The organism is Ignavibacteriales bacterium (assembly GCA_026390575.1).
Classification (GTDB): Bacteria; Bacteroidota; Ignavibacteria; order UBA10030; family UBA10030; genus Fen-1298.
The window spans coordinates 165021-180498 of the sequence record JAPLFR010000006.1; the positions used below are offsets into that span (position 1 = coordinate 165021).

The 15478-nt window shown below is 44.3% G+C and carries 11 protein-coding genes and 1 tRNA gene; 6 read left to right on the plus strand and 6 right to left on the minus strand.

The features are described from left to right. Positions 1-7: 7 nt before the first annotated feature. The 5 genes from NTX44_04470 to NTX44_04490 form a co-directional block, all read right to left on the minus strand. Positions 8-1108, minus strand: a complete 1101-nt coding sequence (locus NTX44_04470) for an NADH-quinone oxidoreductase subunit D (GenBank protein ID MCX6120851.1) — start codon at positions 1106-1108, stop codon at positions 8-10. Positions 1109-1219: 111 nt separating this feature from the next. Then, positions 1220-1726 (minus strand): NADH-quinone oxidoreductase subunit C, encoded by a 507-nt coding sequence (locus NTX44_04475; protein MCX6120852.1) that lies wholly within the window; start codon positions 1724-1726, stop codon positions 1220-1222. Between the two features lie 4 nt (positions 1727-1730). Then, positions 1731-2222: an NADH-quinone oxidoreductase subunit NuoB gene (gene nuoB / locus NTX44_04480; protein MCX6120853.1), complete on the minus strand. Its 492-nt coding sequence runs from the start codon at positions 2220-2222 to the stop codon at positions 1731-1733. A 5-nt stretch (positions 2223-2227) separates the two neighbouring features. Continuing rightward, positions 2228-2692 carry an NADH-quinone oxidoreductase subunit A gene (locus tag NTX44_04485; protein MCX6120854.1) on the minus strand — a complete coding sequence of 155 codons (465 nt, stop codon included), beginning with the start codon at positions 2690-2692 and terminating at the stop codon, positions 2228-2230. A 133-nt stretch (positions 2693-2825) separates the two neighbouring features. Continuing rightward, positions 2826-3749: a hypothetical protein gene (locus tag NTX44_04490; GenBank protein MCX6120855.1), complete on the minus strand. Its 924-nt coding sequence runs from the start codon at positions 3747-3749 to the stop codon at positions 2826-2828. Between the two features lie 221 nt (positions 3750-3970). On the opposite strand from NTX44_04490, the gene NTX44_04495 reads away from it, so the two are divergent. From NTX44_04495 to NTX44_04520, 6 genes are all read left to right on the plus strand, one after another. Further along, a complete protein-coding gene (locus NTX44_04495; GenBank protein MCX6120856.1) occupies positions 3971-5575 on the plus strand; it encodes a tetratricopeptide repeat protein in 1605 nt (534 codons plus the stop codon). Continuing rightward, positions 5575-6348: a DUF4292 domain-containing protein gene (locus NTX44_04500; GenBank protein ID MCX6120857.1), complete on the plus strand. Its 774-nt coding sequence runs from the start codon at positions 5575-5577 to the stop codon at positions 6346-6348. The genes NTX44_04495 and NTX44_04500 overlap by 1 nt, the downstream gene beginning before the upstream one ends. Further along, positions 6348-7619, plus strand: coding sequence for a peptidoglycan DD-metalloendopeptidase family protein (locus NTX44_04505; protein MCX6120858.1), 1272 nt, complete (start codon positions 6348-6350; stop codon positions 7617-7619). The genes NTX44_04500 and NTX44_04505 overlap by 1 nt, the downstream gene beginning before the upstream one ends. Positions 7620-7865: 246 nt before the next feature. Beyond that, positions 7866-7940, plus strand: a tRNA-Pro gene (locus NTX44_04510). Positions 7941-8133: 193 nt separating this feature from the next. After that, the gene (locus tag NTX44_04515) at positions 8134-10836 is read left to right on the plus strand and encodes a hypothetical protein (protein MCX6120859.1); all 2703 of its coding nucleotides are present in this window, start codon (positions 8134-8136) and stop codon (positions 10834-10836) included. 27 nt (positions 10837-10863) lie between these two features. Beyond that, positions 10864-12174, plus strand: a complete 1311-nt coding sequence (locus tag NTX44_04520; protein ID MCX6120860.1) for a TonB family protein — start codon at positions 10864-10866, stop codon at positions 12172-12174. A gap of 79 nt (positions 12175-12253) precedes the next feature. Here NTX44_04520 and NTX44_04525 read toward each other — a convergent pair whose 3' ends face one another. Then, the gene (locus NTX44_04525; protein MCX6120861.1) at positions 12254-15475 is read right to left on the minus strand and encodes an efflux RND transporter permease subunit; all 3222 of its coding nucleotides are present in this window, start codon (positions 15473-15475) and stop codon (positions 12254-12256) included. Between the last annotated feature and the right edge of the window lie 3 nt (positions 15476-15478).

Sequence of the window (15478 nt, forward strand, 5' to 3'; positions counted from 1 at the left end):
TTATACGTTAGCGATCGACTTCACCGAGAACAATATCAATACTGCCTGCGGTAAGAACTAAATCAGCGATCAAACCGCCGCGGACAATTTCCGGCAGAACACTCAGGTTCACAAATGCAGGCCCGCGCGCTTTCACCCGGAACGGGCTTGCTGTACCATCGCTGATAATATAATATCCCAATTCACCACGTGATGCTTCTGTGCGAACATAAATTTCTGCATCTTTTTCCGGACGAATGCGTTTTGGAATCGCCGCCTTCACATTCCCTTCCGGTAATTCGTCAAGTGCCTGATCTATGATATGAAGACTCTGTTCCATCTCGCGCATACGAACGATATGTCTATCCCAGCAATCGCCGACTGTTCCTACTTCCCCTTTACCAATCTGCGGCTGCCAGTCCAATTTATGATAAATGGAATACGGATCATCGCGGCGTAAATCCCAATTCACACCGGAACCGCGAAGCTGCGGCCCGCTGACCGCATAATTAATAGCAACATCTTTCGGTAAAACGCCAACATTCGCTGTTCGTTTCACAAAGATTTCATTGTAGGTCAGCAAATCGTTCAGCATTTTTATTCGCGGACGGAAATATGTTATAAACTCTTTCGCTTGTTGAATAAAATTCGGAGGCAGGTCATGCGAGAGGCCGCCAATCCAGATATAATTATAGAGCAAGCGTGCACCGCATGTCAATTCGAAGAGGTCGAGAATTTTCTCACGGTCGATAAAGGTATAGAGGAATGGTGTGAACGCACCGGAATCAATGCCGTACGTGCCGACAGCAATTAGGTGGCTGGCGATTCTCTGCAGTTCCGCCATAATCACACGAATATATTCTACGCGCTCCGGCACTTCGATCTTCAACAATCGTTCTGCGGCCAGCGCAAATGCCCATTCATTGGTCATTGCCGAACAATAATCCATCCGGTCCGCGTAGGGAATGACCTGCTGGTAATTCGTCATCTGCTCGCAGTGCTTCTCGAAACACCTGTGCAAATACCCGATATGCGGAATACAATCAACAATAATTTCGCCATCAACAACAATTTCGAGCCGCAGTACCCCATGCGTGGACGGATGCTGAGGACCCATGTTAATAATCATTTCTTCTGTACGAATTGTTTTGCCGGTCGAAGTCTTGATGTGACCAGGTTTGACAGTATAATTTGTTGGAAGAGTCGGCGGTTGCAGCATAGTTGGGTTCATCATTCAGCGTTAGTACGGAACCTTCATGCCGTGATAAAATTCTTGAACTTTATAATCCTTGCGAAGCGGATTGCCTTCCCAATCATCCGGGAGCAAAATGCGGCGCAAATCAGGATGTCCGTCGATGATGATGCCATAGAGATCGAACACTTCTCGTTCGTGCCAATTGGCGGTTCCCCATACATCGCTGACAGATTGAACGTGTGGATTTTCTTTCGTACAAAAAGTTTTAAGAACAATTGTGTGTTTATACACCATCGAGTTCAGATGATAGACAATACCGAGCGTTCCGTTATTGTAATCAACCCCGCTCAAACACGAAAGATAATCGAATTGCATCTCGCTATCATCGCGGAGGAAAAAACAGATATCCTTGATTTTATCAGACGCAATATTAATCCACACCTGCATGGCATATCCGACCGCGGCGGATCCACCCGCGGCGGAAATCTTTTCCTCCTTGAGCGCATCGCCAAATTTCGCTTTTAACACATCAAATATTTCTTGTGCTGTCATTCTGTTACGCCCGTTTCTTGACCATGCTTTCCCTGCGCACCTTGTCCTGTAGCTTCATAATACCTTCTAATAATGCCTCGGGACGCGGCGGGCATCCCGGGATATAGACATCAACCGGAATGACACGATCTACACCTTTCAGGACGTGATAGCCATGCTCCCAATACGGTCCGCCGCAATTGGAACAGCTTCCCATCGATATGACGTAACGCGGTTCCGACATTTGATCGTACAAGCGTTTGATACGAGATGCCATTTTTATCGTGACTGTTCCGGCAACGAACATGACATCCACCTGACGGGGCGTTGCACGCGGGATAACACCAAATCGCATAATATCGAAATTGGAAGCCGATGCCGCCATCATTTCGATTGCACAACAGGCGAGACCGAACTGCATCTGCCAGAGCGATGAAAGCCGCGCCCAGTTTAAAAGGCCATCGAGTGATGTTATAAACACATTGCCATTTTCAAATCGCTGATCAAGAAGTCCCACGGGCTTTACTCCACACCTTCATTAATATCATCATCATCTAAAATTGCAGAAGCGACTTTCATTCTCCCTGCCGTCACAATGGTGCGATTGATGGTAGGAATTTGTTGTGTTGGCTTATCCCAATTTAAGTCTCCCTTCACCCATACGTATGCATAACCAACAATCAGGATGAGAAGGAACACTGCCATTTCTAAAAAGCCAAAAAGGCCAAACTGTCGATAGACGAGTGCCCACGGAAAGAGAAACGCTACTTCGACATCGAAAATCAGAAAGACAAGTGCGGTAACATAAAAGCGGACATTAAGGCGTATCCACGCGCTGCCGATTGGTTCTTCACCGCATTCATATGTAGCATTTTTTTCTGGATACGGACGATGCGGACGAAATATCCATGCACCTATCAGGCCGAGCGCGACAAAAATTGCACCAATAAGTATAAAAATAAAAGCTTTGCCAAATTCCGTAAGCATAAGTAACTACTTCAATTCCTTGATAAAGAACCAACTAAATCGGTGAACAATATACTGGAAACTTGGGCGTATGTCAAGAAACATGGAGAAGTTGAATACAGAAATGAATTCGATGCAGAAGTTTTCTAAATTTTTATTTTACATAATCCATCATTCTGGAAACGATCCGATGAACTATTGCATCCGGCACTCCATCCTTAAATTGAGATTGCAGCCGCATATCGCACATCTCATTCACATAATCTACAGTAACATATTTTCTCTCCGCAGTACAAACTAATTCTGTCGAAAAGAATTCGAGCTGGCAGACTGTATAAATACGTTTTGTGATTGTCGTAAGCTGTCCGACATCAAATTGCCGTTCTTCATCCTCATTCAAAACAGAATAAATGTGCGTGACATCATCCCACCAACAAGGAATAATATCACCGAACGCGTAGAACACACGGAACCATGCCCGCCGCCCGGCACATTCAATCGGTTTAATAGTTTCCTGTAAGAGATACTTGTCGCTTTTATGGGATTGTCGTGCTTCGATAATTTCCTTCAACGTTTCAGCCCCCATCACAACACCGATACCGCCGCCGGTTGTGTTTGCCGGTTTTATTATAAACGGCCGTCCGAGTTTTGCCAATTCGGTAATTGTAAGTTCCATTTCTTGTTTATGATTGTATGGAGAAACGATGATAGTATAGGGAACCTCAATACCATGCGCAAGAAATTCGAGGTGCATCGTCGCTTTATCAGCAGCGCGGATTTGCAGATCATGAAGATTGATAGGACGCATTGAGGTTCCATCACCTGCACGAAATTGCTTGAGAATAAATCGCGCCAACGGTTGGAATGCATCGTCCTCATCTGAAGCCCGATCAAGGAAATAGCGAAATTGTAGTTTCTCTTTCTTGAGCATATTAAAAATTTCTTCTACATTTTCTGCACGGATTTCCAAAACCGACAGGTTATTCAGGCGAAACACTTCTTGTACAAGCTGTATAAACTCACGGTCAAACGCCCAATTCCAAGCAACAGCAAAATCATATTTCTTAGACAGTTCCATTATTATTTTAAGATAATCGCTTTCTACCTGCAAAACAAGGTGCCGATGCTTGTATGTGGCGCTCTGTTTCAATATATTTATATGTAATGAATAACACTATTAAGTTTCTTATTTCCCTCACCTCCATCGTGGGGATTTTTTTTCTCTCAGGCTGCGCCACTTCACAGAAGACTTCTCGATCAACGCCCGCTGATCGCAGAGTCAATTTGCAGGAGCGCAAGATGATTGAATTGCAGCGCGATCACGCACTTCAGCATTTTGTCGAAGGTGCCGCGTTGGATGCAAAAGGCTCTTTCGCCGAAGCCATTCTCGAATACCAAGAAGCGCTGCAATCAGATCCAAATGCCTCCATCTACTTTGCCATCTCCAGGGATTATTTACTCTTGAACAAGTTCGATCGTGCCGTTGAAGCAGCCGGCGAAGCTGTTCGGTTAGAACCGCAGAACATTTCGTACCGCGAAAATCTTGGCACAATTTATTTCAATGCCTCTCGAGTAGATTTAGCCATCCATGAATATGAAGAGATTGTCAGGATTGATTCCAATGCCACTGCCGCATGGATTGCATTAGCAAATCTCTACCAACAAATACGGCCGCTCAAAGCATTGGAGATTTACGAAAAGATGCTTGAGCGTAACGGTGAGCAGTTGGATATCCTCTTCCAGTGTGCTCAGCTTTATAGTGCGATCGGACGGTTTGATGAAGCTGCGACAAAGTACAAGCGAATGCTTGAGCTCGATCCAACCAACAAGCCGCTCCAAAAACAACTTGCAGAAACATTTGCGAAAAGCGGAAAATTAGATCAGGCGCGTTCGATCCTTGAAACAATGGTCGAATCCGATTCTTCCGATGCAGAAGTTGTTGCTACACTCGCAGATGTTTATTTAGATCAGAAACGATTTCAAAATGCGATTGATCTCTATGAAAAATTATTAAACCGTGGGATAAAAAACACAGGGATCAAATTACGGATCGCGTTAGGATTCTTTGGGTTAACAGAACACGACTCAACGTTGATTCAAAAAGCACAGGGATTGTTTGAAGATCTGCACAAGGAAATCCCCAACGATTGGCGACCGTGCTGGTATCTTGGCGCCCTTGCTGCTAACCAGCACAAAGATTCGCTTGCCGGTACATACTTTGAGCAAGTAACAAAGTTGGAAGAACATCATGCAGACGCATGGTGGTTTTTAGGTTCTTCGTTATTCGAACAAGGGAAATACAATAAACTGCTTGAAGAGATGGAACAAGCACAGAAGGTGCTTCCCAACGATTTTCGTTTTTATCTGCTTCAAGGACTTGCACTTACGCGCATGGAGAAACAGGAAGATGCCGTACCGCCATTAAAGAAAGCGTATATACTGAATCCCAAGGATCTTAACACACTCAGTTCACTTGCCCTCACGTTAGATGGATTACATCGCTATCAGGAAAGCGACAGTTTGTACGAAGAAGGATTAAAGTTGGATCCGAAGTCTGCGCTGCTTCTCAATAATTATGGATACAGTCTTGCTGAACGCGGACTTCAACTTAGGCGCGCCTTAGAAATGTCAAAGCAAGCAGTAACTGCTGAACCGGATAATTCCGCTTACCTCGATACCTATGGCTGGATTTTCTTCCGGTTGAAAAATTACAAGGATGCCGCTGGGTACATAGAAAAATCCGTCGCAACCGGCAAAGCAAGTGCCGTTGTTCACGAACATCTTGGCGATGTGTATCTCAAACTCGGGCGGAAAGAACAGGCAATCGAGTTGTGGAAGAAAGCACTGGAGATGGATCCAAAGAACGAGGCGGTAAAAGAAAAAATTCTCCATGGAGCTATCTGATGTTCCGATTTTCTATCTTCCTACTTTGCTTTTCTCTCCTTACACTCATTGGATGCCGGACAACAAGACCGCTCAACCTCGGCGATCGCCCCGTTTCCTATTTAGAAGTTCAGGAAATCACGCGCAGTCATCACGCGCACATTCACTCGATGACGGGCGAAGGACGAATTTCCGTTGAGACACCGGAAATCGCGCAAAGTGGATCATTTACGTTAACACTCCAAAAACCCGACTCCGTGCTTATTAATCTTCAGGGACCATTCGGCATTAAAGTTGGATCAGCACTCGTCACGAGAACGGGATTCCTCTTCTATAATAGTCTGGAAAATAAACTCATCACCGGATTATCCAGTGTAGAAAACTTGAATCGCATTCTTCATGTTCAACTAAGTTTTGATGATTTGTTGAATTTATTTGCAGGCGGAGCATTCCTTGAAAACGATTTTCACGCCCCCGACGAAACATACATAGAAAACGACCAGTGTGTGTTCGTCTTTACTTCCTCTAAAACGAGTCGGAAGTATTGGATTGATCCGACGACATTGTACATTCAGAAAGTTCAATTTCTGGATCAAAGCGGAAAGCTGGCACTTGAGCAGACATTCAATAACTTCGAGGACGTCAATGGATTTGCGATGCCTTATACCATTCGCGTCATTCAACCAAAGACGCGGCAGAGGCTTACTTTTACATATTCTGAAATTCTGGTGAACACAGAACAACTTCACTTCACTTTCACAATTCCATCTAACGCCGAACGAATTCACTGGTAATGCGTATTCTTTCTCGTATTCTTATCCTCTCACTGTTCATGGTTTTCGCACTTCCTGCGATTGCACAACGAACCAATAAAGAAATTAAGCAGAGGGAAAACGAGTTACAGAAACTTCGTAACGATATTCAGGCCTATGAAAAAAAAGTAAATGATAGCGAAAAAAAAGAAAAAATAACGCTGGATCGACTTGATGACCTCGAACACAATTCTGTTCTCATCCGACAATTGATTCAGAAACTTCGGGAGGAAGAACTCAGCATGACAGGAGAGATCGACACCGCCAAGAGTGCTATTGCCAATTTAGAAGGACAACTTCAGTTTTTAAAATCGCATTACGCTAATTATGTCCGGTCGGTATATAAAAATGGACGTGTGTATGATGTCGAACTCCTCTTCTCATCAAAATCCATTAATCAGCTTTCTATTCGCATTCAATATTTAAAAAAATTCTCTGATCAACGCGCCAAAGACCTGCAGAGTATAAGCGAAAATAAAGCTACTTTGGAGCAAAAAAACGAGCAGCTCCAAATAAAACTGCAAAGAGAGCGGCAGCTGCTTTCTGAAAAAACACGCGAAGAAGGAAACTTAAAGAGGACATTTTCACAGCGGCAAATGGTGCTGAAGAAAATACGTAAGAATAAACAGACGTATCAGAAGGAATTGATACGAAAAACAGAAGCCTCCAAGAAAATTGAGAATCTCATTGCAGAATTAATTGAGAAAGAACGAATACGAAAAGAACGCGAAGAAACCGAAAGACGCGAGCGGTTGGCCGCAGAAGCTCGAGAGCGCGAACTGAAGAGAACAGCAACGCCGCCAGCACCGTTCACACCGCAGCCAGTCGACACAAAAGCAGTATTGGCATTCGAGCGGCGACGAGGAAAACTCCGCTGGCCAGTAGCACACGGAACAGTTCAGACCCCTTTCGGGAACCAAACTCATCCGGTCTTGAAAACAATTACACAAAACACTGGTATCGATATCGCAACACCATCTGGTTCAGATGTCTATGCCGTTGCAGATGGTGAAGTAGCGGTGATGTCATTCATTCCGGGATTTGGTAACGTGCTCATCCTGAACCACAGCAACGGTTTCCGCACAGTGTATGCGCATCTCTCGGATATTACGGTTTCGGAGTCTCAGCGCGTTACAGAAGGAACAATCATAGCAAAAAGTGGCGACACTGTCGTGGGTGCAATTCTTCATTTTGAAATTTGGAAAGAACGGGAAAAACAAAACCCTGAATGGTGGTTAGTGCACCGCCGGTGACCGTACAGAACAAAGAGAAGAATTGCAGAAGTTATACTCGCATCAAAAATAATGCTTGCTGGAATACATCATGTATTCAGATTATCTTTGCAGCTAATTATCGTCAAAGGTGATTTTGAATAAACTATACCGAGCATCAAACAAATTTTACATCGATTTGAATTCATTCAATTCGCTCTATCAAAATGAAGACAATGTTGATTTCACTGCTAATTTTGCTTATAATGTATTGATTAAATAGAAATTCGGGGTGTGGCTCAGCCCGGTTAGAGCGCCTGCCTTGGGCGCAGGAGGCCGGAGGTTCGAATCCTCTCACCCCGACTTGTTCTTTTTATTTTAATAGTTTAACAGATTCGCTGATATAACGGCGTTCCTAAGACAACCTCATACTATGCCGTCATTTTTCCAGTTAATAATTTGTTTTATTGACAATAATTTGGAAATTATCTACCATGAGATGCCGAAGTGGGTTTTATTTGACAGATAATAAAGTCTCCTCGATAAGGTGCGAGTAATGGCAAAAGCTTCAGATTCTCCAAGAAGCGCTGAACAGTTAAAAGAAGTTGCAATATTCCTCAAGCAAGCTGACAAACTTGTGAGGGAAGGTAACTATACCACCGCACTTGAAGAAATTGCCAAGGCGCGTGGAAGAGATCCAAGGAATCTGTACGCTCTCGCGTACGAAGAACGTGTACGTTCACTTGTCGCTGCACAAAAAGAGAAAAAGCCAGAGCTCGATGATGGCGCGCCTCCACAGCCAGTAGAACCGCCGCCAATGTCGGCTACCCTCGAACACATTTCTAATCTTGCCATCGTAGAGGCACAACGATCTGCCGCTGTAGCTGCCAAACAAGAACAAGATGTGGCTCTCCGCAAAAAGGAGGATGACGAACGCCGAAGGAATGAAGAACTCCGTCACCAAGCCATCGAATCGAAAATTATCGTCTTTCTTGATCGTTCAAAGGATTATTTAGGAAAGGGAGATTTTAACCGCGCTCTTGATGAAGTAGCTCGCGCGTACCTGCTGGATCCCGCCAATGACAAAATTCATGCAGCGGAGAACCAAATCAGGAAATCGCAAGAAGAAACACGCTTACGTGTTGACCAAGAACGGCTCCAGAAACAACAAGAAGATAACCAGAAGCGCCAGGAGCTTCTCAAAGCTCAAGTGCTGCGCATGCAACAGGAGAAAGAAGAAAAGCGCCGCAGAGAAGAAGAAGCCCGCAATCAAGCACAACAACAAAAAATTTCCCAATATTTAAACCGCGCGCAAGAATTCTTGAACAACGGCAGGCTTGACGAAGCATTGAGCGAATTAGCATTTGTCGTGGTGGTGGATCCGCTGAACGAGGAAGTCCTCAGTTTGGAGCGAAAAATTCGTGACGCACAAGAGCGGGAACAGAGCGAGCAATTGGAGCAGTATCGCCGTCGCGAAGAGGAACAGCGTAAAAAACGTGAAGCAATTATCACCGCCATTCAGAAACACATAGAAAACGCCGATCTTCTCGCCGGTCAACAAAAGTGGTCAGAGGCATTGCGGGTTATTACGCGAGCGTATGTGTTGGATCCCATGAACGACGCTTTGCAGGCATGCGAGAAACGCATTCAGACGGCTCAGGAAGAAGCATTGCGCATTGCCGAAGAACAACGTCAAGTATCGGAAGAATCTGTGCGCCGTCGGCAGGAGGAAGAGCTTCGCCAGCTCGAGCAAGCAGAACGCGAACGTGCTATGCTTGGCGAAAGCGCAGAAACAGAAGCGAAACGCCGTGCCGACAAAGAGAAAGTTTTCCTCTACCTTACTAAAGCCCGCGGATATATGTCCGACGGAAGGTACGAAGACGCCCTTGGCGAAGTTGCACTCGCCTTTATTGTCAATCCGTTTGATGAAGATGTGAAACGGATGGAACATGAAATTATTACATCGCAGAACCAGAAAAAGGCGCAAGAGACTGCAACGGCAGAAGAAAATGCAGCGGCCATGCCCGCTGATGAAACCGGAGAGCAGATTTTCAAGCATCTTGCAGCAGCATCACAGTACGCCTCTGAATATGAATACAGCAAAGCGCTTGACGAAGTTGCCAAAGCATTTCTGCTGGATCCATTGAGTGAAGCAGTGCAAAAATATGAATTTCAACTTCAAAACGAATTTCACGAGCACCAGGAAAAACAACACAAGAAGCAAGAAGAGGAATCTCGGCAAAACGCACTCAATAAGCATAAAACACGCGCGAGGGAATTTCTTGACCGTGAAGCTTTTGATGAAGCACTTACCGAAGTCATAGAAGGATATTCGTACGATCCGGACAGTTCAGAACTCCGGGCACTTGAACAGCAGATACAGGACGCACATCAACAATGGCAAGAGAAACTCGCTCAAGAAGAAAAGAATACAAAAATAGAAGACTTTGTCTTAAAAGCGAAAGAGTACCTGAACAAGGAATTATTTGAAGATGCCCTCAAGACCATTACCGAAGCGATTGTACTCGATCCGGAACGCGACACACTGAAAGCAATTGAAGCAGAAATCGAAAAGGCACAACAAGCATTTGAAAAACGGAAACAGACTGAAGAGAATAATAAAGTCATCCAGAAACATCTTTTCCGCGCAAAGGAGTGCAGAGTTCTCCGAAGTTATGAAGAAGCTCTTTCGGAAATAGATCAAGCGCTCGTCATTGATCCTTCGCGCGAAGATTTACTCGATCTCAAAAATCAAACACAGCAAGACTTAGCTGATTGGCAATCACAAAAAGATCAGAATGCTCATCAGGAATCACTCAAACAGCATCTGCGTCAAGCACGTGAGTATCTTGCCAAGAAAGTGTACGATGAAGCGCTGATGGAAATTGCTCTTGGAATGACAATTGATCAAGAGAATGCAGAATTAAAAACTCTCGAAGAAGACATCGTGAAAGCTCAAGCTGATGCTGAGATCGCCGAATTAGAAATGACAGAAGGAACAACTGATTCAACCATTAAGGATGAAGAACGGGATCAGTTGATATGGATTCATCTGAGGGCGGCAGACGAGCTTCAGAAACAAAAGGAGTTTGCACAAGCGCTTGATGAGTTGGCAAAAGCTTATGTCATCGACCCATTGAACAAGGAAGTGAAGAAAGCAGAAATTCGAATACGGCAGAACGAGATTCGTCATGCGCAGCAAACTGGTCAAACGCTAAAGTTAGTCTACCCGAATGAAAAAGCGATGGGTGGAAGCTGATAAAAGCACTCACAACGAGACGGCAGCATGGAACCGCAAGAAAAAATAGATACACAGCAATTTATCATCGACCGATTGCAGGATATTCACCGTAAAGCAGAAGCAAGTAATTTTGCCGAAGCTTTGACGGCTATGAAAGAGGTAAAGGCAGCGGATGCGAAGAACATATACCTCATCGCTATTGAAAAACAAATTGCTAAATTAAACGATCCTTCACTTCAAGCAGAAAACCGCACAGCAATAATCAAATCGCTTCCCCCCATGATTGATCGCGCTATCAGCGATGTCCAACGCCGTGCAGTTGTTCCAAAAGAAGATTCACAAAAAGTACAAAAAGAAGCGGCGCTTGAAAAATTAAAAAGCCAGTACTTTCAGCGTTCCGATGACTATGTAGAGAAGAAGGAATATCAGCGCGCCCTTGAAGAGATCCGGCGCATTTATATCATCGAACCGGGAAGTGTTGTTGCAAAAGAATATGAGAAAAAAATTGAGCAACTCGCCGCTCTGCAAATACGTGGAGAGTCTCCGGCACCACAGGAAGAAGTAGTAAAGGAAAGCAAGACCACCATTCCTATTGCTGAAGCACGAGAAGAAGAAGATAAACCTGCCGCTAAATCTAATAAACCAAAGATACTCATTATGGCAGCGGCAGCAGTTGTTATTCTCTTAGTGGGAACTTGGTTTATTCTTTCAAAAAATTCCGCAAGCAAACCGAGTGAGCAACTAACAGTGCAGCAGCCTCCTGTCTCGCAGGAAAGTGCAACACCGACACTACCCACGACGACGACTTCTACTCCCCAATCTGGAAACGAACCTGCTCCAATCGCGGAGAAATCGAAAGAGCCGGCGAAAGTTCAAAAGACAACACCCGAGATAAAAAAACCTGTTACTTCAGAGCAAAAACCTGTCCAGACACCTGCAACAACGCAGCCAATACGCACTCAGACACAACCGGCCCAACAGCCATCACAACAGCCAGTTGTGAACACTCCATCAACGCAACCACCGGCTCAACAACAGACCAAACCAGCAGAAAGCACACCTGCACCAATGCCATTTGTTGCCATTGAATCTCAACCGGAATTTATCCATCGTGAACCGGCAGTATATCCAGAAATTGCAAAAAAAATGGGACTCCAGGGCAGGGTAACTGTTGAAGTAACTATCGATGCACAGGGTAAACCAATTCAAGCAAAGGTTGTTAAAAGTGCCAGCGATGTTTTTAATGAAGCCGCGGTTGAAGCTGTTATGAAGTACACTTTTAAACCAGCCATGATGTCTACAGGTCCTGTAAGTTCAAAAATCATGATACCAATTGACTTTCGCATGTCACGTTGAACTTCTGCCATTCAAGTGAGAACAAAAAAAGGATTCTTTTCTATGTGGAAAAGAATCCTTTTTATTTTGCAGCATTTTCCTATTTGTCTATCTCTTTTGTTCCAAATTTATTCTTCCACAATTGTCCGGCCTTCTCTGCCCACTCATCAAGCAACGAGTACACTGTCGGTAGAACAACAAGCGTTAAAAATGTAGAGATGGTGAGACCAAAAATGATTGTGACCGCCAGTGGTCTCCAAAATTCCGCACTCTCTGCACCAAAGATAAAATGAAATTCACGCCAGTCAAAATCAATACCCGTTGCCATTGGTACAAGTCCAAGAACAGTGGCAACTGCAGTTAAAAGCACAGGCCGCAAACGAATACGTCCTGCTTCAAGCAACGCATCATTGAGTGACATTCCCCCTTCGCCATGTTTGTGCTTAACAAAATCCAATAACACAATGCCATTTCGAACAACGATACCTGCAAGAGCTACAACTCCAACTCCGGTCATAATCACACTGGCCGGAGTGCGTGTAATGACAAGCCCAAACATAACACCAATAAGCGAGAGAATAACAGAAATCATAATGACAAAAGGCACTTTCATCGAATTAAATTCTGCCACCATGATCAGGAAAACCAACAGCAGTGTAATGATAAATGCATTCCCCAGAAAAGCTGCGGCCTTTTGTTGCTCTTCTTCTGAACCAGTCAGTTTGACTCCGTACCCTGCCGGAAGATCCATGTTCGAGAGGCGTGCTTTCACTTCTTTGATTACCTCAGATTGTACGCGACCCTCTACATCGCCGCTGACAGTGATGACCCGTTTCTGATCTTTACGCCTAATGTCTGTTACTGATGTTGTACGCTTTATTTCGGCAAGCGATGTCAATGGCAGCGAAAGCAACTGTCCGCGACGATTCATAAACGTAATACGCAGATTCTCTAAATCATTCGGTGACTGGCGTTGATCCTCCTGCAAGCGAACACGTATTTTGTACTCATCCTCGCCAACACGGTACTTGGATGCTTCCACACCAGCAATTGCAGCGCGAATCGTGGAAGCAATCTGGCCGGTGCTCGTGTAGAAAAGTCCCGCTTTTTCACGATCAACAATAATTTCTACTTCTGGCCTGCCGGTATTATAGTCATCTTTCAAATCGACAAGGCCTTTTATATCCTTAATCTTTTCACGTATCGAACGACTGAGTGAGGCCAATTGCGCATAGTCTTCACCGGATACTTCTATATTCACCGGTGAACCAACCGGCGGTCCCATTTGTTGCTTTACTATGCGCAAGGTAGCACCCGCATTTCCGATCGTCGTCTTACGGACCTCTTCAATCGTTTGAAACGTGTTTTGTTTCCGCAGTTTTTTTTCAAAGAAATTAATAGCAATGCGGCCTTTGTTCGGAGTCCCCTGCCCGCCCATATCAAATATGTCATCAGAAGTACCAACGCTTGTTGCAAAATATTCAATATCCTTTATGTGCGGTATTTGACTGATACGCTCTTCCAAGATTTCAGAGATGCCGTTGGTAACATTCAAGGAAGTACCGGCGGGAGTTTCAATGGTCACGTTTATTTGCGACGGTTCTGTTGTCGGAAAAAATTCAACACCTTTGTTGAATAATCCGAAAAGAATCATGATGAATACAAGCAGTCCGAACGAACCGCCAATAGTAAGCCATTTACGTTCCAATGTCCAGCGAAGGATTTTCACGTATTCCTTCTGGAACCACGGAAAGACAACTGTATCTACTTCATGGTACAAACTATTAAACACATTGTATTTTTTGTACCAATGCGGATGTTCGCGATCCTCTTTTGCCTTTTTGATTTCACGTTTGTAGTTGATCCATTGAGCGCTTTGCACCGGACTGATGACATATGCAACGAAGAGTGAAGCACTTAAGGTGATAATAAGTGTAATCGGGAAAAATTTCATAAAGCTGCCTACAATCCCTGGCCAGAACATCAAAGGTAAGAATGCAGACAATGTGGTAATGGTTGATGTAAGAACAGGCACAAAAACTTCTCCTGCCGCAGCTTTTGCTGCAACAATCGGGTGTTCGCCATATTCCTGCTGGTGCCGATACGTATTTTCAATAACGACAATCGCATCATCTACCAAAATACCAAGCACCATCACGAGTGAAAATAGTACCACCATATTCAACGTAATTCCGAGTGTCGACAATACCACAAATCCAACAAACATCGATAATGGAATTGCAGTTGAGATCAACATTGCATTTTTAAAGCCAAAGAACATGAACAGAGACATAATCACGAGAAACATGCCGCTCAAGATACTATTTTCCAATTCTTTTACCATACGAATAACAAAGACCGATTGATCGTTGGAAATATCGAGTTTGATACCAGCCGGTAGTTTTGTTTGCTCTTCCTTTGCAATTCGCTTTACCTCCTCTGAGATTCGAATAAGATTTTCACCGGCTCGTTTGCGTACTGCAAGTGATACTACTTCTGTCCCATTTAAACGTGCATGCGTTTGTCTATCTTCAAAGGAATAATCCACTTTTGCTACGTCGCGTAAATAGATCGGTTTACCACTCTGATTTTTTATAACAATATCTTCAAGGGGTTTTACTTCTTTGAATTCGCCGGGTACACGCACCGTTAGAGTCTTTTCCCTGGTATCGATTGTCCCACCAGGGATAGATAGATTTTCTGCACGGATTGCATTTGCCACATCATCAAAGCTAATTTGATAGGCGTTCATCCTATAGACGTCAACATTCACCTGTACTTCTGGTACTAAACCGCCGGTAACATCTGCACTAATAACGCCCGATATTCCTTCAATTCTGTCACGGATATCGTCGGCAATTTTCTTTAGCCGTGCTAATCCAACCTCGCCACCGACGTTGACGAACATAATCGGAAATTCACTGATGTTGATTTCCGAAATAACGGGATCAAGAATATCGGTTGGAAGCTGCGGACGTGTTGAATTTACCTTATCACGCACACGGCGTAATGCTTCATCAATATCAATACCGGTGTTAAATTCCACACGAATCGTCGAAAGGCCTTCTTTTGAGACGGATGTTACTTGTTTGAGATCCTTTAAGCCTTTGAGATCACGTTCAAGCGGTTGTGTGATGAGCCCTTCGATATCAACTGGCGATACACCGATGTACGGTGTCGCCACAATCACAAGTGGAATGGTGATGTCAGGTGCCGCTTCGCGTGGAAGCCCTTGATAGGCACTCCAGCCGAACATGACAATCAGCACCATTAGAATATAGACGACGATTTTATTATCTACAGCCATACTCCAGATTTTCATTTT